Here is a 21,587-nt window from a genome sequence, read left to right on the forward strand (position 1 = left end):
AATCGGTTATGCCCCCTTTGCTCCCGCCGCTTGTGCCGGAGCCACCGGGCCGCAGGGTTTCACGGAAGCGTTAGACCTAACCCCCAACCAGCGGATGTTCGACCGGCTGATTCATTTTTCTATACACAACAAGCTCATCATCGGGCTGCTAACCCTGGCCCTGGTGGCATGGGGCGGCTACTCGCTGAGCCGGCTGCCGATTGACGCGCTGCCCGACATTACCAGTAACCAGGTTGTCGTCTACACGGTGGCTCCCTCGCTGGCCGCCCAGGAGATTGAGCGCCTGGTGTCTTTTCCCGTGGAGCAGGCCATGGCCACCATCCCGGGGCAGGTTGAAGTGCGCTCGTTTTCGCGCTTCGGCCTCTCGGTGGTCACCGTGGTGTTCGAGGACCAGACCGACATTTACTGGGCCCGCACGCAAGTATCGCAGCGACTGCAGGAGGCCGAAAGCCAGATTCCGGCCGGCACGGGCCGCCCCGAGCTGGCCCCGCTCAGCACCGGCCTAGGCGAGGTGTACCAGTACCTGGTGCGCGCCAAGCCGGGCTTCGAAAAGAAATACAACGCCACCGAGCTGCGCACCATTCAGGACTGGATAGTGCGCCGGCAGCTGCTGGGCACCCCCGGCGTGGCCGACGTGAGTTCTTTCGGCGGACTGCTCAAGCAGTATGAGGTGGCCCTCGACCCGGAGCGACTGCGCTCGCTGGGCGTCACCGTGAACGAGGTATACCAGGCCGTGGCCGCCAACAACCAGAACGCCGGCGGGGCCTACCTCGACCAGAACCCCACCGCGGCCTTCATCCGCACCGAGGGCCTGGCCACCTCGCCGGCCGACATCGGCAACATCGTCATCCGCAGCACGAGCACCGGCCTGCCCGTGCTGGTGCGCGACGTGGCCGAAGTGCGCTACGGCGCGGCCGTGCGCTACGGGGCCATGACCCTCAACGACCAGGGCGAAGTGACAGGCGGCTTGGTGCTCATGCTCAAGGGGGCCAACGCCGCCGAAGTCATCAAGGACGTGCAGAAGCGCATGGCCACCATCCGCAAAACCCTGCCCGAAGGCGTGAGTGTGGAGCCTTTCCTCGACCGCTCCAACCTGGTGGACCGCGCTATTCACACGGTGAGCAAGAACCTGCTGGAAGGGGCCCTGATTGTCGTGTTCGTGCTGGTGCTGTTTCTGGGCAACTGGCGCGCCGGGCTCGTGGTGGCCTCGGTCATTCCGCTGGCCATGCTGTTTGCCGTGAGCATGATGCGCCTGTTTGGCGTGTCGGGCAACCTGATGAGCCTCGGGGCCATTGACTTCGGGCTGATTGTGGACGGGGCCGTCATCATCGTCGAGGCCATCATTCACCGCCTGCACGGCGGGCAGCTCACGGTGCCGGGCAACCGCCTGAGCACCGAGCAGATGAACGAGGAAACCTACCACGCGGCCAGCAAAATCCGCTCCTCGGCCGCCTTCGGCGAAATCATCATTCTCATCGTGTACCTGCCGCTGCTGGCCCTCGCTGGCATCGAGGGCAAGATGTTCCGGCCCATGGCCGAAACCGTGGCCTTCGCCATTCTCGGGGCATTTATCCTGTCTCTGACCTACGTGCCGATGATGTCGGCCCTGGCCCTGAGCCGGTCGACTACAACCAAACCGACTATCTCCGACCGGATGATGGCCTTCTACACCCGCCTCTACCACCCGCTGCTTAAAGGGGCCTTGCGGCACCAGGCCGCGGTGCTGCTCACGGCCGTGGGCCTACTGGTGGGAAGCTTTTTCCTGTTCCGCACCCTAGGGGGCGAGTTCATCCCGACGCTAACCGAAGGTGATTTCGCGGTGGAGATGCGCGTGCTCACTGGCTCCTCGCTGAGCTACACCATTGAGCAGGCCCAAAAGGCCGGGGGCATCCTCAAAAAGCAGTTTCCCGAAGTCAAGGAAGTAGTCGCCAAAATCGGGGCCGGCGAGATTCCCACCGACCCCATGCCGGTAGAAGCCGCCGACGTGATGGTGATTCTCAAGGACCAGAAGGAATGGACTTCCGCCCACAACCGCGAAGAGCTGGCCGATAAGATGGCCGATGCCCTAAGCGTCATGCCCGGCGTCACGTTTGGGTTTCAGCAGCCCATCCAGATGCGCTTCAACGAGCTGATTTCGGGGGCCAAGCAGGACGTGGTGCTCAAGATTTACGGGGAGGACCTGCAGCAGCTGGCCGACTACGCCCAGCAGGCCGGCCGGCTCGTGCGCCAGGTGAAGGGGGCCGAAGACGTGTACGTGGAGCAGGTCACCGGCCTGCCCCAAATCGTGGTGGCGCTGGACCGCAACCGCCTCGCCCAGTTTGGCCTGAACGTGGCCGACGTAAACCGCACCGTGCAAACGGCCTTCGCCGGCGAAACCGCCGGCCAGGTATTCGAGCAGGAGCGGCGCTTCGATTTGGTGCTGCGCCTGCGCCAGGATTTGCGCAAGGACATCAACAGCGTGCGCCGCCTGTTCATCGCCGCTCCCAACGGCCGGCAGGTGCCCCTGGAGCAGGTGGCCAGCGTGGAGCTGCGCGAAGGGCCCAACCAGATTCAGCGCGACGACGCCAAGCGCCGCATCAGCGTGGCCTTCAATGTGCGCGGCCGTGACGTGGAAACGGTGGTCGAAGAGCTGCAGGGCAAGATTGACCGCCAGCTCAAGTTTGCCCCCGGCTACTACACCACCTACGGCGGCCAGTTCGAGAACCTGCGCCAGGCCACCGACCGCTTGAGTGTGGCCGTGCCGGTGGCGCTGGTGCTCATTTTTGTGCTGCTGTTCTTCACCTTCCGCTCCTTCAAGCAGTCGGTGATGATTTTTACGGCCATCCCGCTCTCGGCCATCGGCGGCATCGCGGCGCTGTGGCTGCGGGACATGCCCTTTAGTATCTCGGCCGGGGTGGGCTTCATTGCCCTGTTCGGGGTGGCCGTGCTCAACGGCATCGTGCTCATCGGCTATTTCAACCAGCTTAAGGCCGAAGGGGTGAACGACCTGATGGAGCGCATTCTGCGCGGCACCGAAGTGCGCCTGCGGCCGGTGCTGATGACGGCTACCGTGGCCTCGCTCGGCTTCCTGCCCATGGCCCTGGCCCAGTCTGCCGGGGCCGAAGTGCAGCGCCCGCTGGCCACCGTGGTCATCGGCGGACTGGTGTCGGCTACGCTGCTCACGCTGCTGGTGCTGCCCGTGCTCTACGCCCTTTCCGAGCGCGTAAAAACCGGCGGCCCGAATGCGGAGCCGCAACCAGAAGTTACTTCAACTGCCCCCGCGAAAAGCCTGCCCGTGGCCCCGGGGCTGCTTTTGCTGCTGCTGGGCCTGCCGCTGCTGGGTCGGGCGCAGGGTCCGCTCACCGGCGCGCAGGCCGTGAGCCAGGCCCTGCAAACCAACGGCACCGTGCTGGCCGGCACCCGGGCGCTGGAAGCCCAGCAGGCCATCCGCCGCACGGCTTACGACTTCGGCCGCACCACGCTTACCGGCAGCTACGGGCAGTACAACTCCCAGAACCGCGACAACCAGTTCACCCTCACCCAGTCGCTGGCCCTGCCCGGCGTGTACCGCAGCGCCGCTGCGCTGGCCGACGCCCGCATTGCCGGCCAGCAGGCGCAGCTGGCGCAGGTGCAGGCCGAATTGCGCCGGCAGGTGCGCCTGAGCTACGAGCAGGCCGTGCACGCCCGGCACCGCCTGCGGGTGCTGCGGGGGCAGGACAGCCTCTACTCGGAGTTTCTGCGCTCGGCCAACCTGCGCTTCAAGACCGGCGAGGCGGCGCGGCTCGAACCCGCCACGGCCCTGGTGCAGCAGGGCGAAGTCCGCACCCAGCTGCGGGCAGCCCGCACCGACTTCCGGGTGGCCCAGCGCCAGCTGCAGGCGCTGCTGCAAGTGCCGGCCGCCGTGGCCATTGCCGACAGCGTGCTGCGGCCGCTCGCGCTGCTGGGGGCCGCCCAGCTGGCCGATACCACGGCCCCGGCCCGGGCCGACACGCTGCTCCAGCGCACCAACCCGCAGGCGCGGGTGCTGGCCCAGCAGGTAGCCGAGCGACGGGCGGAAACCCGCGTGGCGCAGGCGGCCGGGCTGCCCGAGTTCACCGTGGGCTACTTCAACCAGAGCATCATCGGCTACCAGCGCCTCGACGCGGCCGGCACCGAGCGCTACTTCGGCGGGGGCTCCCGCTTCCAGGGCGTGCAGGCTGGGGTGGCCGTGCCCTTGTGGCGGCGGCCCCAGAAAGCGCGGGTGCAGGCCGCCCGCCTGCAGGAGCAGGTGGCGCAGGCCGGCTTCGACCGCTACCGGGCCGAGCTGGCCGGCCAGCTCGATGAGCTGCTGCTGCGACGCACCGAACAGCAGCAGCACCTGGCCTACTTCGAAAGCACGGCCCTGCCGCAGGCCACGGTCATCACCCGCCTGTCGACGATTGCCTACAAGGCCGGCGAAACCGGCTACTCCGAATACCTGCTCAACCTGGAGCGCGCCCGCCGCCTGCGCCTCGATTACCTCGACGCGCTGCTGCAGCACAACCAGACCGTTATCGAGCTGGAATACCTCCTGGGCAGCCAGTAGCCTGGCCCGCGCCGCGCTACGCCTTCTCCCTTCAACCTCAGAATCATCATGCGATACCTAGCCCTCCCCCTGGTGCTGCTCGGCCTGCTAAGCGGCTGCGGCTCCAAGGAAGCCCCCACGGAAAAAGAAGAAACGGCCTCCACAGCCCCCGGCGGGGAAGCGGCCGAGAAAGGCCCCGCCGACCGCGTCACGCTCACCGCTGCCGAGCAGCAGGTGGGCGGCGTGCGCCTGGGCGCCCTCACCGAGCGCCCCATGAGCGGGGGGCTAAAAGTGAACGGCGTACTCGACGTGCCGCCCGAAAACCTGGTATCGGTCAGCGCCCCGCTGGGCGGCTTTGTGGACCGGACCGACCTGCTGCAGGGCTCGCGGGTGCGCGTCGGCCAGGTGCTGGCCGTCATCCGCAACCCCGACTTCGTGCAGCTGCAGCAGGACTACCAGGAAACCCGCAGCCAGCTCAAGTTTGCGAAGGCTGAATACGAGCGCCAGGGCGAGCTATACCGGCAAGAGGTAGCGCCCCAAAAGAACTTCCAGCGTGCCCAGGCTGAGTACGAGGCCCTGCAAGTGAAAACCAATGCCCAGGCCGCCCGCCTGCGCCTGGCCGGCCTGCCCATCGGCGGGAACATCGTGAGCACGGCCATCCTGCGTGCCCCTAAAGGCGGCTTCGTGAAGGCCGTGAACGTGAGCATCGGCCAGAGCGTGACGCCCACCGACGTGCTGTTTGAAATCGTCAACCCCGAGCACCTGCACGTCGAGCTGACCGTGTTTGAAAAGGACATTCCGCAGGTGAAGGAAAATCAACTGGTGCGCTTTTCCCTGGGCAACGACTCGCTGAGCCGGGAGCGCACGGCCCACGTGTACCTCATCAGCAAAACCATCAGCGACGAGCGCACGGTGCGGGTGCACGCCCACCTGGACCGGGAAGACGAGCAGCTGCTGCCGGGCACCTTCGTGCGGGCCGTCATCGAAACCAACCGCGTGACCGTGCCCACCCTGCCGGAAAAAGCGGTGGTGCAGTACGGGGCCCAGTCCTACGTGTTTGTGGCCACCGATTCGGGCCCGGCCGCCGGCCGGGCCACCTACCGCCTCGTGCCCGTGACGCGCGGCGTGAGCGAAGACGGCTACACCGAGTTTCACCTGCCGGCCACCGAGCAGGGCAAACCGCTGCGCTTTGTCGTAGAGGGGGCTTATGCCTTGCTCGGCAAGCTCAAAAACGCCGAGGAGGAAGATTAACCCCTGACAACCTGCCCCATGCTGGAATTATTCACCGGAGCTTTGCTGCTGAGCCTGCTGCACGCCACCATCCCCAACCACTGGGCCCCGGTGCTGGCGGTGGCCCGCGCCGAAAAGTGGCCCCTGCGGCGGGCCGTGGGCGTGACGGCGGTGGCCGGGCTGGCCCATGTGCTGAGCACGGTGGGCATCGGGCTGGCGCTGGGCCTGCTGGGCTGGCAGCTCTCCGGGCGGTTTGCGCGGGCCGCGGGGTGGGTGGGGCCGGGTCTGCTCATCGGCATCGGGGTGCTCTACGCTTTTTCGGGACGGGGGCACACGCATCCGGACCCCTCCCCCGTGCAGCTGCGCCGGTCCCGCCGCCGGGTGGTGCTGGGGCTGGCGGCCACCATGTTCCTGGCACCCTGCCTGGAAATTCAAACCTTTTTTCTGGCCGCTGGCACCCACGGCCCGGCGGCGCTGGCCGGGCTGATGGGCGTGTACCTGCTGGCCTCGGTGTCGGCCATGTGCGCGCTGGTGGCGCTGGCGCACCGGGGCCTCGGCCGGCTCCGGCTCGACGGCCTGGCCCGGTACGAGCGGCGGCTAACCGGCGCGGTGCTGGTGCTGGTGGGCGTGGCCGGTTTTTTCGTGGACTGGTAGCGCCAGCTGCGCCCGGTTCTTTTTCTATTCTGAACACTCATTCTTGACTCCATGCCTGACCCTTCATCCAATAACCTCGACGAGGAGCTGAACACCGCCAAGCAGGTGCAGCCCGAAAACGCAGGCGCGCTCACCCGGGCGCAGCTCACGCCCGACGCGGCGGCCGCTCCCCAGGGCCACGACGTACCCGGCCACGACCACGCCCCGGCCGAAGCGCCCCACGACCACGCCGGCCATCAGCACGACCCCGGCGAACTGAGCCTGGGAGACGCGGAAGATGACGACCACGCGGGCCACGACCACGACGGGCACGACCACGGCCCGGCCGGCGACAACCCCTACCTGGTGCCGGGCATCAGCTTCGCGCTGCTGCTAGCCGGCATCGCGCTAGACTACTATAAAGTCGGCTTTTTTGCTGGTTATGTGCGCCTGGTTTGGTACGGGCTGGCCTTCGTGCTGGTGGGCTGGAAGGTGGTGAAAGCCGCCGTGCTCAGCATTCCCAGCGGCAACATCTTCAACGAGTTTCTGCTCATGAGTCTGGCCACGCTCGGGGCCTTTGCTATTGGCGAGTACCCGGAAGGGGTGGCCGTGATGCTGTTTTACACTGTGGGCGAGCTGTTTCAGGACGCGGCCGTGAACCGGGCCAAGCGCAGCATCAAGGCCCTGCTCGAAATTCAGGCCACCGAAGTGACCGTGGTGCGCGGCGGCCAGTCGCTGGTGCTCGACCCCAAAGCGGTGCAGGTAGGCGACGTGATGGAAGTAAAGCCCGGCGAGAAAGTAGCCCTCGATGGCACCCTCAACGGTAAGGAGGCCAGCTTTAACACGGCCGCCCTTACCGGCGAGTCGGCCCCGCAAACCAAGCAGCCGGGCGAGGCCGTACTGGCCGGCATGATTAACCTGGAATCCCTGATTCAGGTGACCGTGACGGCCGCTTTTAAAGACACCAAGCTCTCGAAAATCCTGGCCATGGTGCAGGACGCGGTGGGCCGCAAAGCCAAAACGCAGCAGTTCATCACCAAGTTTGCCAAAATCTATACCCCCATCGTGGTGGGGCTGGCCGTGCTGCTGATTGTGGTGCCCTACTTCGTGGTGAGCGACTACGTGTTCCGCGACTGGCTTTACCGGGCGCTGGTGTTTCTGGTCATTTCCTGCCCCTGCGCGCTGGTCATCAGCATTCCGCTGGGCTACTTCGGCGGCATAGGCGCGGCTTCGAAAGCGGGCATCCTGTTTAAGGGCTCCAACTTCCTGGACGTGCTGCGCGAAATTGATACCGTGGTAATGGACAAGACCGGCACGCTCACGCAGGGCGTGTTTGCCGTGCAGCAGGTGCAGCCGGCGGCCGGCACTACCCCCGAGCAGCTGCTGCGCCTGGTGGGGGCGCTGGAAACCAAATCGACGCACCCCATTGCCAAGGCGGTAGTGGCCCACGTCGGGGCGGCTGCGGCGGGCGTGCCCGTCGATAACGTGGAGGAAATTGCCGGCCACGGCCTGCGCGGCAAGGTGGATGGCCACGACATACTGGCGGGCAACACCAAGCTGCTGACCAAGTTCAGCGTGGCCTACCCGCCCGAAGTCGACCAGGTGGTGGACAGCATTGTGGTGGCGGCCGTGGACGGAAAATATGCCGGCTACCTCACGGTGGCTGACGCCCCGAAAGAGGACGCGGCCCGCGCCGTGCAGGAGCTGAAAGCCGACGGCATCAGCAAGCTGGTCATGCTCTCCGGCGACAAGGACAGCATCGTGCAGCGCGTAGCCAAAGAATTAGGAATCACCGAAGCCCACGGCGGGCTGCTGCCCGAAGACAAGGCCAAATACGTGCAGCAGTACCTCTCCGAGGGCCGCAAGCTGGCCTTCGTGGGCGACGGGGTGAACGATGCCCCGGTGGTGGCCCTGGCCGACGTGGGCATTGCCATGGGCGGGCTGGGCTCCGATGCCACCATCGAAACGGCCGACGTGGTGATTCAAACCGACCACCCGAGCAAGATTGCCACGGCCCGCCGCATTGCCCGCGCCACCCATAGCGTGGTGTGGCAGAATATCTGGCTGGCCTTTATCGTGAAGGGCATCGTGCTGGCGCTGGGGGCCGGCGGCGTGGCCACCATGTGGGAAGCGGTGTTTGCCGACGTGGGCGTGGCCCTGCTGGCCATTCTCAACGCCGTGCGGATTCAACGGATGGACTTCACCAGCAAAGCCGCACCCGCCAAAACGTAAGCCCATCAGACATTACCCGAAGCACGAAACATGAAGGTTTCATTCTTGATTCTGGTCTGGCTACTGGCAGGAAGCGGGCTCATCAGCAGCTGCAGCTCTCGGCACGATACCGATGAGCACGAACTGGAAGTGCACGCCGGAACTAAGCCGAAGCCGGCACCCGTGGCCGCGCCCCCGGCCCTGGGCGATACCCTGCAGCTGCTCGCGCAGCAACTCGATACGGCGCGCCGCCTCGGGTGCTGGGACGAGGACTTTGCCCGCCTGATGAGCGTGCACCACGGCGGGGCCCAGCGGCTGGCGGCGGTAGAACTATCGCACGGCAAAGACTCAACCCTGCGCGCCCTGGCCCAGCACGTGCTCAAGGGCCATGAGCGCGACAACCACGTGCTCACGCTGGCCCTCACCCGGCAGCCGCCAGCGGGCCAGGAATACCGGCCGGGCAACGCCCAGGACCCGTTTGTGCGCCGCATCACAGCCGCGCTGGCTCCCCTGCGCCAGCCACCGCCCCTGCCCGGCACCCTTGATGCTGATTTTGCCACGATTATGCAGGTGCATCACCAAACGGGGGTGGCCCTGGCCCAAACCGAGCTGGCCTATGGCAAGGACGCGGAAGTAAGAAACGCCGCCCGCCAGATTGTGCGCGACGAGCAGGCCGAAATCAAGCAGTACCAGCGCTGGCTTAAGGCCCACGCGGCAAACTCCTCCCACTAACATTTATATCCGCTTCATCCATGCTGCTTACTATTCCCGCCGCCGTCACGCCGCCCTGGTCCACCATGCTGGGCTTTTCGCTGCTGCCGGCCGTGGTCATGATTGCCGGCGCGGCCCTGGCCGTGTGGCGGGCGCCCGGCCCGAAGCTGCGCAGCGCCATTCTGCACTTCGCGGCGGGCGTCATCTTCTCGGTCGTGGCCGTCGAGCTGCTGCCCGACATTGTGCAGCACCATGCGCCCTACGAAGTGGCGCTGGGCTTCGGGCTGGGCGTGGCCACCATGCTGGGACTGCGCTACTTCACCCAGCGCCTCGAAAAGAAAGAGGAGCCTGGGGCAGCAGGCAATGCGCCGGCCGGAAGCGCCGGCGTAACCGCCCCACCCACCGCGGCCGCCCTGCCCTGGGGCCTGCTGGTGGCCATTGGCATTGATATTCTCATTGACGGGCTGCTGCTGGGCATCGGCTTTGCGGCGGGCGCGAAGGAAGGCACCCTGCTGGCCATTGCCCTCACCATCGAGCTGCTGTCGCTGGGCCTGGCCACGGCCATTGAGTTGCGGCAGGACGGCCACGGCAAGGGCCGGGCCGTCGCGATTGTGGCCGGCACTTCGCTCATGCTGCTGGTCGGGGCGGGCATTGGCACCACCGTACTGCGCGGGGCCACCGGCAACTTGCTGGAAATCGTGCTTTCCTTTGGCCTGGCCGCGCTGCTGTTTCTGGTCACCGAGGAGCTGCTGACCGAAGCGCACGAGGAAACCGAAACGCCGCTGCTCACGCTGGCCTTTTTTGTGGGCTTCCTCCTGTTTTTAATTCTGGGCATGGTCGCCTGACCCCACCCTATTCAACTACGCTGCGCATGCACACCGCCAAAATTGACCTGACCCTGGAGCCCACCGGCCGCCACCTGGCTTTCTCAAAGGAGCTGCTGGAAGTCGCCCACGTCTTTCGCCGCGTCGGGGGCGAGGCCTCCACCTGGCAGCGGGTGGCCGTCAACGCCCGCTCGCCCTTCCTTGATACTGACACCTTTGCGCCCGGCACACTGCTGGAATACTACGTGCAGCACGAAACCCAACAGGGCGAGCCCGAAGCCCGCAGCCATGTAGTCAGCACTACTGTGGCCTGATTAACAAATGGGCATTGCGCCCATTCCACCCTTGGCTAGCCAACTTTGGTTACGGCCCCCACCAGCTGGTAGCCACCGCTTTCCAATGCGGCCTGAATGGCTTTGAGGTCGGGGCCGTTGACGTGGGCCGTGGCCACTTCGGCTTCGCCCACGGCCACGCGGTCCACTACCAGGCCCAGGCCCACCAGCCGCTCGCGCACCCACCTGATGCAGTCCGGCCCGCACATATTGTCGATGGTAAGCACATAGCGCATGAGCTGCGTCATGCCGGCAGTATCGTCTTCGGGATAGGCCATAACCAAGTAGCTCGAAAGCCGAATTATACGGGACGCCACCCAAGTGCAACGGAATGGCCGGAAGCCGTGTTGGCCCCGCATGTGCCACCACCATAAGCCCGCCCTGAAACTTCAACGCTTCGGCATCTACCTGGCCCTGGGGTTGCTGGTGCTGCTGAGCCAGTATTACACCACGTAAGCAAGTCAGCCCGCCCATCTACCGATGCCGCCGTGGGCGTTGCGTGGACGCCGGGGCGGGCGGCACCACCACTTCCTGAATAACCGAAAAGGTGTAAGTCGTAACTTTCTTTCCGGGGTGTGCGAACGGGGCCGCCGGGACCGATACCGGCGCCAGGGGCCGGGTAACTTCGTGGTAGAACTGCACCACCCGGTAGGCGGCAAATAACCCGGCGGCCACCAAGGTCAGCAGGGCCGTGTAAGCGGCAATTTTCTTCGTGCTCATGCTACGTGTTTGTTAAAAGCCGGGCATAAGGCCCGGCGGTTGAAGTGGGTAACCAGATTTGCGCGAGGCGGCGTTAATCCGCCCCGACGAGACTAAGTAGCCCCCCTGCCACATCGTCGGCAGTCCAAATGGGGGTGAATGGCAAACTTTTTTTTTGAAGCCGTGAAATGTTGGGGTTGCCTAGCTCGGACGCTCGCAAAGGTGAGCGAAGCCAGCGAGCGGTTTATCTGATGCTGTCAGAAAGTCAACCCAATACAAGTCAATGCTTTGCCAGAAATGCACGCTCATTTACAGCCCGCTTATGGGGGCTGCAAGCGTGATTTAGCCGGGGGAGCAGATACAACTCCATCACGGGACGGCGGGGCGGCAGCTCGTTGGAAGGTCGGAGCAAAAATTCGGAGCAGGTTCATCGCTGCAAACCTGCGACCGCCGGGCAGCGAATCATAGGACACAAAATGTGTTTTCGTTACTTGCAATTGGTATTAACGCGAAACGCCTTTGTCACTCCTCGACACCTCCCAGATTGCCTGCGAATACTGCCGGCGAAAGTTTGTCCCCAAGAAGCGGTGGGTGCAGAAATACTGCGGCAGCCCCTGCCGGGTAGCGGCCTGCAACCAGCGGGCCGGGCGGGCCCACCCGCTCGAAAGCCAGTCGGCAATCAAAGCCCGCCGGCGCAAGGAGCGCGGGCGCACGCCCACCGCCGTGGCCACCGCCCAGGCCTCTCCGGCAACGGAAGAAATCCTGGCCGCCATCGGGCAGCTTGCCGGGCGCATGACGGCCATAGAACAGGTGCAGCAGCAGCTGCTGGCCTTGCTTCTGCCGCCCGCCACGTAAGTCCCCGCCTTGCCGCACACAAAAAAGCCGCCCCGGTTATGGAGCGGCTGAAAACGGCCAAGTCCGTTGTACCAGCATTGCCGGCTTACAAGCGGGGGCCGGGCCGGGGCTTTTGCGGCACAGTCTGCGTCTGGGCGGGCTGCTCCAATTGCCGCACGGCCTGGCGCAGTTGCTGTACGGCGGGATTATCCTTCAATGTGTCGAGCTTATCAACCACGGCCAGCACTTTCTCCACGTTTTCCCGGTTTAGGCCTTCCAGCGCCGGCTTGGTCAGCAGTTGCCGGCTGACTTCCTGCAAGCGGGCTGCGTTCAGCGTGGCGGCGCTCTCGCGCAGTTCCCGGGCCACCAAGCCCGCCGCTTCGATAAACGATTGCCGGGCCTGGTCGTGGGCGGGAGAATCACTGGGCACCAGCTCAGGGCCGGTTCGGCGTTGCTGCTCCTGCGCTATGGCCAGCTGCCGGCGCTCCGTGGTATCCGGCCCCGGCTCAATGACCGTCGTTCTGGAATTTTGCCGCAACGCATCCAGCGCGTCGCTGATGGCTGGCAGTTGCGGCGAATCCAGCCGGTAGCGTAGCGTTAGCTCCGTGGCAATTTCGCGGGCCGCGGTGGGTTCAATCTTAAGGGCGTGGTCAATGGTAAGCCCGACTTTTTCGAGGTTGTCGCGCAGGGTGGGCAGCAGTGCCACGGCATCGCGGCTTTCGCGCAGCTCAACCACGAGCAGCCGCTCGCCCTGGCGGCGGGCCTGGGCCTGCGCCCCATGCAACTTCGCAATTTTGCCCTGGCCTTCGATAGGTGGGTTGTCCCAGTGCTGCTGGCCGAAGCCGTACTGGTCCTCGTCGACACCACCCAGCTCGCGCCGGACCACCTGCTGCAGCTGGTCCTGTTTCAGGTCCTGGTTCCAGTCCTTACCCTGGCTCTTCACAATCTCCACCCGGTGCTCAAAAGCCAATGCCTGACTGGCTGCCTGATTGAAGGCCCCCAACGCTTCGCGGCTCATCGGCACGTGAAACTGGTAGGTGTGGGCTCCCAGCTTGTTGGAGTGAATCAGCTCGTCGCGCAGGGTCTGACTACTGGCCGGGTTGCCCGGCTCCCCGTTTTCCTGGGCGTACTGCCGGGTGGCCTGGTCGTTGTAGCTTTTAAGGTGCTGACTCAGCGCCTGCACGCCGGCCGGGTGGGCGGCCGTGATTTCGACGGTCAGCCGGTGCTCGTGCTCGCGAACCACTTTCATGGGGTTCTGCTCGCTGGCCAGGCCCGCCAGCAGCCGGGTATCGAAGTGGTGGCCCTGCGTATCGTTATCGAAGGCAGCGCGAATGGCCGTAATATGCTCCTCGCTGAGCAGCCGCTTCAGTTCGAAAATCTTGTTCTGGGTGAGCGTGCCAGCCGTCGAGGCATACAGGGCGCTTTCACCAGGGTGCAGCTGCGCGTAGGACAGCGTATCGATAGCCGACTCGCTGACCACCAGCACCGCCGCCGGCCGGCCCTCGGGCAGCTTGCTCAGCCACAGCGAGCGGGTAAACTGGCTTTCGGGCGCTTGGCCCTTGAAGCCCTCGCCCTTCAGTTCCAGCCCCACTACCCGTCCCTCGTGGTAGGCCGGGAAAGCCGTGTTAACGTAGGTTTTGGGCGGCAAGCCCTCCTTCTGAACAGTGTGGAGTTGATTGAGGATGCGGCCGGTAAACTGCGGGTTATCTATCGTGCTTTTGGTAATACCGCGCCCTTCCAGGTAGGCCGTGTTTTCGAGCGGCCGGCAGTGCTGGGTGTAGATGCTGTGGAACTTCTCGCCGGGCGCGGTTTCCACAATGGGCGGCAGGTCGAGCCGGGGCCGCTGCTCCTCGGGCAAGTTGAGGTAAGCCCGGAAGTGGTCGTTGACCGACTGCCAGAGGTTGCGGCCCGGCAGCGGACCAATGCCGGCGATGCGGTCGGAGCTGACCCGGTTCTTCATCCAGTCGATGACGCTGCCCTTGTCGCGGTCGTCCTGGGCGTTGAAATACATCCAGTCGCCGCCCCGGCCTTTGAATACTACCAGCGTGTCATCGCCCTCGAAGACGTGCCACTTGCCCTTGCCGAGGTGTTCGCCTTTTCGGAGGTTGTAGCCGAAGTGGCTCAGCAGCTCGGGCAGCTCAACCTGCTCTTTAATCTTCTGGAAGGTGAGTTCGTGTTCCATGGTAAAGCGGATGATTTCGAAGAATGGAAGGCAGAAAAAAGAAGCCCGGAAGTGGGCTTCCGGGCTTTTGGGATGAGAAAAGGAGGGATTGGGATAGGCCAGCTTAGCGGCGGGGGCCCCGGTTTTTTACCTGGGGTGCTTCGGCTTTCACGGGGGCCGGGACCACAGTCGTAGTGGTGGCCTTCGTCGTCTGCTCAGCCCGCGGGGCCTGGCGCTGGCTCAGCTCGTGAGCAGCCGGTTTCACCTCGATGCAGGCCTTGGCGGCGTTCACCTGCACGGTGCCGTCGAACTTCTGCCCACCGTTGCCGCTGGCCATATTGGTTAGGGCTACCACCTTGCCCTCGCGCAGGTCGTGACTTTGCTCCGGGGTCAGCTTGACGCCAGCCACGGTGTCGTGCAGCGTCACCTTGCTTTCGGGCAGTACCACCACCTTGTTCATGGCCTTATCCACGGCCACGTAGCCGTTGAACTCGCGGCCCTGCTCGTCCTTAAGGCCGCGCATCAGGCCGGCGTTGCCCTCGGTTTCGAGCCGCTGGCGCTGCTCGGGGGTGAAGGGCTGACCGCCAATCTCGTTGGGAATAACCAGCTTCTCCTGGGGCAATTCCATTTTGAGCGTGGCCGTGCCGTCAGCTTCGCGGTGCAGCACCATCTTGCCCTCGAACTTCACGGGTTCCTGCCCCTCCTTGCCCGCTACCTGCATGGGCAAAAGGTCTGTTTTTTCACCGCTGAGCAGCTTTTGCAGCTGCCCGCTGCCCGTTAATTCGGCTAGGTTCAACCCGAGGGAGGCCAGCACTTTTTGCGGTACCTCATTAGCTTGGAACAGGGCCGCCGGCGGGACCTGCATCGCGACGGCCTGGCGGGCAGCTTCCCCCACGGCGGGGCCAGTCGCCACGCTGGGAGCCTTGGCATCCGGGGCCGTCGGGCCGGGCGAAAGCGCCGGCTGGGCCGTGCCGGCGTGGCGGGTCAGGCGGGCCTGCAAATCCTGACGGGTTTTCTCGTAGTCGACTTCCAGACTTTGCCGGGTCTTGGGGCCGCCGTTCAGGTGGGCGTAGAAGTTTTTCAGAAACGCCGAGGCGGGGTTGCCGCTGGTGTCGATGTCAAAAATGCTCTTGCCGTCGCGGATGACCTGCTCGGTGGTTTTGCCCTGCTGCTGGGCCAGCTGCTGCACCCGCTGTTCAGCGGCGGCCTGCTGCACCTGTTCCGGGGCCGTGAGGGCGTGCTTGGGCACGGCCGAAAGCTGGGCACTGAGCGCGTCCCACTGCTTCACACCGAAGGCCTCGCGTACCTGCTTGCTGCGCTGGGGCTCATAGTCGTCATCGTAGCCCACTTCCTGCCGCCGGGCGGCGGCCTGCTCCGGCTTCTCTACTATGGCTACCCCGCTTCCCACTTGCCGAAAGCCTTGCAGGGCCGCTTCGAGCTGGCCCAGCTTATGCGACTCTGGGTCGTAGCTCACCGCGAAACCGCCGCTGAGCTTGCCCGCCGGGTCGCGCTCCAGCTGCAAAGCGCCCACCGCTACGCCGGCTTCCTTTAGCTGGTCGAGGTAGGCCCGCATTTCCAGCAGCGGGGCCACTTCGCCGCCCTGCTGCTGCCAGGCAATGCGCAATTCTCCGACCGGCTCCGCGCCGGCCGCGGCATCCGGGGCCGGTGCGGGGGGCACGGGCCGCTGCTCGCTGCCTGGCCCCTCCCCTACTTCCGCCCGGGCGTCATCGCGCAGGGCATCCGCGTAAGTGGCGCGGCTCTCGTCGGGGCCTTGCTGCGCACGGTTGGCCACTACTTCCAGTTCCGCTTCCGCCTCCGTGCGAACAGTACCCGTAGTGGTGGCCACCTCGCCAGCCAGCTCCTCGGCCCGGGCCGTCAAGTCGGCTTGCTGGGTGGCTTGTGGAGTTACCTGGCCAAATACCTGCAGCCGCTGCTCGGGCTCGGTGGCACTGTAGCCCACGCGGCCCTGCTCACTGATTTTCCAATTCTCCCCCACCTTTTCCAGCAGCGTGGGCTTTTCTACCGTGAGAAACTTATCCTCCCGGCCGGGGAGCCGGTTGGTGGTAAAAGCTCGCATCAGGGCGTGGTCAAAGGCATTCAGCAGCCGGCCATCCGCGCCGGGGGCCGGCAGCAGGGCCGCCTGGCTGGGGTTGGCGGGATTAATCTGAATCTCATAGAGGGAGTGACCGGCGGGCTCGCGCTGCAAGCCCTGGCCACTGAAGTTGCCGTTGGAGGTCGGCACCGCACTCATGTACCAGCGCTCCGGCGTGGGGGTATTCACTTCATCTTGCTCAGCCATAGGAGGAATGGGTAGGTGAATAAAAGCTGTCCTTCCGGCCGGCGCAGGCGCGGCCAGCCCGGAATTCGACGCTGCAAACCTACCGGCCTCCATCAGGCCCTGGCGAGAAAGTTGATGAGTGGCCGGAAATAGGCTGTGAGGTGCCAGCACACCACACGAATGGCGGAATGCCCCAGCTAAAGCTTTTCGTATTTTAGCACTTGCTTAAACACGCAAGTACTACCTTTGCGAAAACAGTTCTTATGGAAGCCAACGCCTGCATCCGGGTTTTTGCCGATGCTGATTATATCCGGCAATGCCAGGTGCGCCTGGCATTGGCCGGGCCATCCCTTGAAGCCACGGCCACTGTCCTGGCGCTGGCGGGCAACGAGGTCCGGCTCAAACTGCTGTATCTGCTGGCGGCCGAGCAACAGCTGTGCGTGTGCGACATCGCTGACGTGCTGGGCATGACGGTATCGGCCGTTTCGCAGCATCTGCGCAAGCTAAAGGACGGTGACGTGGTCACCGCCCGCAAAGTGGGCCAAACGGTTTTTTACGCGCTTAGCGAGCAGCACCTAGCCCTGTTGCGCCCGCTGCTAACCGGCGACCCTGCTACCCCGACGCTTCAGCCAGCCCCATGAACGCACCTACCTCCACCAGCAAGCCCTTGCTCGGCGCGGGGCTACTCACCGCCCTGGCTGCCTCCCTGTGCTGCATCACGCCCCTGCTGGCCCTGGTCGGCGGGCTCGGTGCTTCCGCGTCGGCCTTTTCCTGGCTCGAACCTTTCCGCCCCTATCTAATGGCGCTCACGGTGGGCGTGCTGGGCTTCGCGTGGTACCAGAAGCTCAAGCCGGCCCCGGCCACCGATGACTGCGGTTGTGCGACAGATGCCAAGCCGGCATTCACCCAATCCCGGCTTTTTCTGGGAATGGTGACCGGGCTGGCGGTGCTGCTGCTGGCTTTTCCCTACTACGGGGCGCGCCTGTACCCGGCCTCTCCCACCGCCGCGCCGGTCCTGGCAGCAAACGGGGCCACGCCGGTGTGGCAGACGGCCACCTACCGCATCGCAGGCATGACCTGCGAGGCCTGCGCCCAGCACGTCGAGCACGCGGTGCAGCAGTTGCCGGGCGTGCAGGCCGTCACCGTGTCGTATGCGCAGGGCACCGCGCAGGTGCGTTTTGATGCGCAGAAAAGCCTAGCCACGCAGGTGGAAAAAGCCATCAACGGCACGGGCTACCAAATTATAACCCGCAACTAATTATCGGATGCCACTCCCTACGCTCAAAACCCCGCAGCTTACTTCCACGCTCACCTGCCCGGTCTGCGCGCATCAGCAAACCGAACAGATGCCCACCGATGCCTGCCAATACTTTTACGAGTGCCCGGGCTGTCTTACGGTGCTCAAACCCCTGGCCGGCGACTGCTGCGTGTATTGTTCCTACGGCACGGTGCCCTGTCCGCCCATCCAGCAGCAGGGCCCGGGCAGCTGCTGCGGCTAGCCGCCCCGTTACTTCTCGGCTTTCTCCTTGATGAGGTGCCGCAGCGTGGGGTCCTGCCCGATGCGCAGCAGCTCCCGAGCGCACAATTCCTTCACTTCGGTTTTCACGCGGTTGAAGTTGGCCTTAATCATCTCCTCCGCCTCGTCCTTGCCGGTGGCCGGGTTAATGAAGCTGGTGATGTCGGGGATGGGTTGGTAAGCTTGGGCTTCGGCAGTTACTGCCTTTACGTCCACCTTAATGCGGGCGTGAAACACCTTCTGGTCGATTTCTTCGCCGAAGTTGTCAGCCACCGCACCCACGAAGTTGCCCTGGGTGAGGTTGGCAATGGTGCTGGCCGGAATCATGCTGTCCATCTGGGTGGAAAGGCTGGTGCTGGTTTCGCGCATATTGATACTCAGGCTCTGGCGCTGCTGCAGAATCTTGCCAAACCGCTCGCTCAGCCACTTGCCGCTGTTGCCTGATACCTGCCCGCTGAACACGTTGCCCACCGTGTTCTTGATGACCTCGGCCTCCTTCTGGCCGTAGTCGCGCTCCAGCTGCGAGAAGTCCTGGAATCCCAGACAGGTGCTCACTTTATTGCTGCGGGCCGTGGCAATCAGGTTATCGAGCCCCTTGAAATAGATGGTCGGCAGCTCGTCGATGATGATGGACGATTTGCGCTTGCCCTTCTGGTTCACCAGCTTCACTAGCCGCGCATTGTAGAGACCAAGCGCCGCTCCGTAGATGGCTTGGCGGTCGGGGTTATTGCCCACGCACAATACCTTAGGCTCCTCGTTGCTGTTGATGTCGAGCGTAAAGTCGTTGCCCGACATCACCCAATACAATTGCGGCGAGGCCAACCGGCCCAGCGGAATACGTGCCGAAGCAATCTGGCCTTCCAGCTGCTCGATGGCATCTTTCTGAAACGCCGACACGAACGGCTTCACCAGGTTCTCAATTTCCGGGTATGAGGCCAGCACCGGAAAAATCTCCTCGTAGTCGCGGCTCAGAAACTCGATGACGTGGGGAAAGGTGCAGTATTTACCCTTTTCGAATAGCTTTAAAAACCAGATGATGGCCGCCACAAAGTTGATGGGTGATTCCACGAAAAAGTCGCCCTGCTTCTGAATCCAGCTCTTGTTGAGGTTGAGCATGATGGTCGAGGCGCTTTCGTAGGCATCCACGATGTCGGTCATCAACTCAGGCAGCAGCGGGTTGCAGCGGTGACTCTTGCGCGGGTTGTCGAAGTTGATGACGTAAAAGCCCACCGGCTTATCAAACTTGTCCTGGTGGCGTAGCAGCGTGTTGTAGCAGATGCGGCTCAAGTCGTCAAACTTGTAGTCGTAGATGTACATGCAGAAGCCCTTGGCCAGGTGTTGCCGGATGAACTCGTTAATGATGGCAAAGCTCTTGCCCGAGCCCGGCGTGCCGAGCACCATCGTGGCCCGGAACGGATTGACCACGTTCAACCAGCCGTGGTGCTGCTTGCCGCGCAGCTGGTACTCTGTGCGCAAGTTCACCGAATACTCGTTTTCCATCAGCCGCTCCTCCTGCGGGAAGCTCTCATTGGCCTTGTTGAAGATGTCCTTCATCAGGTCGTTGTTGAACAGCCGGCTCAGCCAGGCCCCTGCGCTCAGCAGCAGCAGAAAGCCCGCCGACAGCAGCCCGGTATATAGCGCCGTCGTCAGCCCTGCTCCCAGCGTAAAGCCGCGCACCACGTCCGACCCGTAAATCAGTACCAGCCCAATGGCCGCGTAGCCCGCCACCGAAACTCCTTTGAGCTTTTCATTAGCCCGTCCCCGCGTGCCGAGGCAGCTCAACAGCAGGAATACCACGGCCAGCGTCTTGCTCACCCAGCTGGCCTTAAACAGAATGGTATTCTTGGTAAAGCTCTCCAGAATATGCTCGACCACGGCCGGCGTCCAGCCCATGCTTTTGAAGTAGCCGAAGCAGTAATAGTAGATGTTGATGCCCATCAGCGCAATGGCAAACAGGCGCATAAACTCCATGATTTTTCGCAGTCCTTTATCGTCTTCCATCGCTTGAAATGCTTGGTGAATCAAGCAACTTACCCCCATCGGCAATGCCCAACGTGGATTATTTGACGAGCGGTCCAAAGTCAGCGGTGAGGTGCACGCCGCGCACACGAATGAACCGCCCTACCCATCCGGCCGCTACCGGGCGGGCCCCTTCCGGCGGGGGCGCTTCGCCGGCTCGGGCCGACTTGGCTTCGGCAATACGGCTGGTTGGTCCGCGCCGGGCGCAGGCGCAACTTCCGGTCCTAGTACCGCCTGCAACCCGGGCGCGGCTAGAGCTTCGCGCAGCTGCGCCCCTTTGTAGCCTACCTCCTGCCCCCGGACTGCCACGCCGTCCAATTCAAAGCTCACGCCCCGCAGTACGCCGCCCTTGTCGTGGGTATAGCGAACCCCAATCAGTTCTTTTTGCAATTGCAAAGCCAGCCACTCCTCCCCTCCCCTATCGGCTTGCGCGAGTAACAACTGTAACGCCCGACTCACCTGCTCTCGCGCTGCCTCCTTTGTGGGGTCCAGCGCCCGCAGGCTGCGCCGCCGCTCGGGAATAGGGTCCATACCTAGCTCCTGGCTTATCTGCCGCGTGATGGCCGGCTGCCGGTAAAAGTTATTATCCGTCCGCAGCGCTGGCCCCCCGTCAATTGGCACCCGGTTCAAGTAGATGTGAACGTGCGCGTGCTTTTTATCCCGGTGTTCATAAACGACCACCTGGTGTCGGTCAACGGGCGCGCCAATCAACTCACAATAGCGCTGGGCAGCCGCTACTTTTTGCCCCTGGCTCACCACCTCCCCCGCCTTCCACGAAAGCACGGTATGCCACACCGGCTTCTGAATCTTTTTGCTTTGCGCCGCCACGGCCCGCATGTCCAGCGCCATCTCCCTGGGAGTGCCCGGAATCAGATTAGCCACGACCAAAAGTGGAGCCTCCCCCGGCTCCTTGCCCCGGCCCTGGCGCTGCCCCGCGCCATAAGTCAATGCCCCCTCAAAGTCATTACCAACGGTGGTCTTTGCTATCATATCAGGTAACCTCGGATGATAGCCAGCGCCTGTATCAGTTGAGCCTCGTGAGAGCTGAATGATTTACTAGCCTGCGCCAGCCGAGCTATTTGATTGAGGTTGGTTCCTATGCCTACCAGCTGTCGCCGCAGCTCCGGCGGGATACTTTCTTTGACCTCCACGCCCCGGCCCACATCGCGCAAATAAGCCGACACTTTCTTGTAACCGGCGGCTGCAGCTTTTGCCTGCAAATCCTTTTTCTCATCCGGGCTCACCCGCACATCGATGCGTAAACTACGGGCGGCATCAGCGACATTTTCAGCTTGCTTCTCTGTTTCCATGTTGATTCTGGGGTACTCAGCTTTCCTCTATCTGCTAAAACTAATTTAGAATTGTGAATAACTAAACGCTATACGCTAAACTAGCAAGCCAAGCCATGTGAGCCTGCGAACTTGGCGGTGTCATTGGTTCGGGCAAACGAAGTTTGTCCGGACAATGACATGGCTTGCTGGCTGGCTGGCTTGCTGGCTGGCTGGCTTGCTGGCTGGCTGGCTTGCTGGCTGGCTGGCTGGCTGGCTGGCTGGCTGGCTGGCTGGCTGGCTGGCTGGCTGGCTGGCTGGCTGGCTGGCTGGCTGGCTGGCTGGCTGG

18 protein-coding genes are annotated in these 21,587 nt (G+C 63.8%); 11 read left to right on the forward strand and 7 right to left on the reverse strand.

Annotation, left to right across the window (positions count from 1 at the left end):
- The first annotated feature begins 94 nt into the window (after window positions 1-94).
- The 7 genes from I2H31_RS20030 to I2H31_RS20060 are packed head-to-tail and all read left to right on the forward strand — an operon-like array spanning window position 95 to window position 10,445.
- Window positions 95-4,543: a CusA/CzcA family heavy metal efflux RND transporter gene (locus tag I2H31_RS20030; RefSeq protein ID WP_196294832.1), complete on the forward strand. Its 4,449-nt coding sequence runs from the start codon at window positions 95-97 to the stop codon at window positions 4,541-4,543.
- 48 nt (window positions 4,544-4,591) lie between these two features.
- Complete coding sequence (locus tag I2H31_RS20035) at window positions 4,592-5,773, forward strand: efflux RND transporter periplasmic adaptor subunit (protein WP_196294833.1); 1,182 nt, start codon at window positions 4,592-4,594, stop codon at window positions 5,771-5,773.
- An 18-nt stretch (window positions 5,774-5,791) separates the two neighbouring features.
- Window positions 5,792-6,406 (forward strand): hypothetical protein, encoded by a 615-nt coding sequence (locus I2H31_RS20040; protein WP_196294834.1) that lies wholly within the window; start codon window positions 5,792-5,794, stop codon window positions 6,404-6,406.
- 51 nt (window positions 6,407-6,457) lie between these two features.
- A complete protein-coding gene (locus I2H31_RS20045) occupies window positions 6,458-8,617 on the forward strand; it encodes a heavy metal translocating P-type ATPase (RefSeq protein WP_196294835.1) in 2,160 nt (719 codons plus the stop codon).
- A gap of 30 nt (window positions 8,618-8,647) precedes the next feature.
- Complete coding sequence (locus tag I2H31_RS20050) at window positions 8,648-9,328, forward strand: DUF305 domain-containing protein (RefSeq protein ID WP_196294836.1); 681 nt, start codon at window positions 8,648-8,650, stop codon at window positions 9,326-9,328.
- Window positions 9,329-9,348: 20 nt separating this feature from the next.
- On the forward strand, window positions 9,349-10,152 hold the full coding sequence (locus I2H31_RS20055; protein WP_230687946.1) for a ZIP family metal transporter: 804 nt from the start codon (window positions 9,349-9,351) through the stop codon (window positions 10,150-10,152).
- 26 nt (window positions 10,153-10,178) lie between these two features.
- Complete coding sequence (locus I2H31_RS20060) at window positions 10,179-10,445, forward strand: hypothetical protein (RefSeq protein WP_196294837.1); 267 nt, start codon at window positions 10,179-10,181, stop codon at window positions 10,443-10,445.
- 35 nt (window positions 10,446-10,480) lie between these two features.
- On the opposite strand, the gene I2H31_RS20065 is transcribed toward I2H31_RS20060, so the two are convergent.
- Together I2H31_RS20065 and I2H31_RS20070 are read right to left on the reverse strand one after the other, a co-directional pair.
- A complete protein-coding gene (locus I2H31_RS20065; protein WP_196294838.1) occupies window positions 10,481-10,741 on the reverse strand; it encodes a hypothetical protein in 261 nt (86 codons plus the stop codon).
- Window positions 10,742-10,937: 196 nt separating this feature from the next.
- The gene (locus tag I2H31_RS20070) at window positions 10,938-11,183 is read right to left on the reverse strand and encodes a hypothetical protein (protein WP_196294839.1); all 246 of its coding nucleotides are present in this window, start codon (window positions 11,181-11,183) and stop codon (window positions 10,938-10,940) included.
- A 498-nt stretch (window positions 11,184-11,681) separates the two neighbouring features.
- Here I2H31_RS20070 and I2H31_RS20075 point away from each other — a divergent pair, with 498 nt between their 5' ends.
- Window positions 11,682-12,017 (forward strand): hypothetical protein, encoded by a 336-nt coding sequence (locus I2H31_RS20075; protein WP_196294840.1) that lies wholly within the window; start codon window positions 11,682-11,684, stop codon window positions 12,015-12,017.
- 85 nt (window positions 12,018-12,102) lie between these two features.
- Here the strand turns inward: I2H31_RS20075 and I2H31_RS20080 are convergent, their stop codons facing one another.
- A complete protein-coding gene (locus I2H31_RS20080) occupies window positions 12,103-14,178 on the reverse strand; it encodes a toprim domain-containing protein (protein WP_196294841.1) in 2,076 nt (691 codons plus the stop codon).
- A gap of 103 nt (window positions 14,179-14,281) precedes the next feature.
- On the reverse strand, window positions 14,282-16,456 hold the full coding sequence (locus I2H31_RS20085) for a DUF3945 domain-containing protein (RefSeq protein WP_196294842.1): 2,175 nt from the start codon (window positions 16,454-16,456) through the stop codon (window positions 14,282-14,284).
- A gap of 242 nt (window positions 16,457-16,698) precedes the next feature.
- Between I2H31_RS20085 and I2H31_RS20090 the strand changes: the two genes are divergently transcribed.
- The 3 genes from I2H31_RS20090 to I2H31_RS20100 are packed head-to-tail and all read left to right on the forward strand — an operon-like array spanning window position 16,699 to window position 17,934.
- Window positions 16,699-17,076, forward strand: a complete 378-nt coding sequence (locus I2H31_RS20090; protein WP_196294843.1) for an ArsR/SmtB family transcription factor — start codon at window positions 16,699-16,701, stop codon at window positions 17,074-17,076.
- Entirely contained in the window at window positions 17,073-17,693 is a 621-nt protein-coding gene (gene merTP / locus I2H31_RS20095) for a mercuric transport protein MerTP (protein ID WP_196294844.1), read from the forward strand. Before I2H31_RS20090 ends, merTP begins: the two co-directional genes overlap by 4 nt.
- Before the next feature lie 7 nt (window positions 17,694-17,700).
- Complete coding sequence (locus tag I2H31_RS20100) at window positions 17,701-17,934, forward strand: GDCCVxC domain-containing (seleno)protein (protein ID WP_196294845.1); 234 nt, start codon at window positions 17,701-17,703, stop codon at window positions 17,932-17,934.
- Window positions 17,935-17,942: 8 nt separating this feature from the next.
- On the opposite strand, the gene mobC is transcribed toward I2H31_RS20100, so the two are convergent.
- The 3 genes from mobC to I2H31_RS20115 all read right to left on the reverse strand — a co-directional run bounded on the left by mobC (window position 17,943) and on the right by I2H31_RS20115 (window position 21,280).
- A complete protein-coding gene (gene mobC / locus I2H31_RS20105) occupies window positions 17,943-19,952 on the reverse strand; it encodes a conjugal transfer protein MobC (RefSeq protein WP_196294846.1) in 2,010 nt (669 codons plus the stop codon).
- Window positions 19,953-20,087: 135 nt separating this feature from the next.
- Window positions 20,088-20,960, reverse strand: a complete 873-nt coding sequence (locus I2H31_RS20110) for a relaxase/mobilization nuclease domain-containing protein (protein WP_196294847.1) — start codon at window positions 20,958-20,960, stop codon at window positions 20,088-20,090.
- The gene (locus I2H31_RS20115) at window positions 20,957-21,280 is read right to left on the reverse strand and encodes a plasmid mobilization protein (RefSeq protein WP_196294848.1); all 324 of its coding nucleotides are present in this window, start codon (window positions 21,278-21,280) and stop codon (window positions 20,957-20,959) included. Before I2H31_RS20115 ends, I2H31_RS20110 begins: the two co-directional genes overlap by 4 nt.
- Window positions 21,281-21,587 lie beyond the last annotated feature (307 nt).

It is taken from the genome of Hymenobacter ruricola, assembly GCF_015694525.1.
GTDB lineage: Bacteria > Bacteroidota > Bacteroidia > Cytophagales > Hymenobacteraceae > Hymenobacter > Hymenobacter ruricola.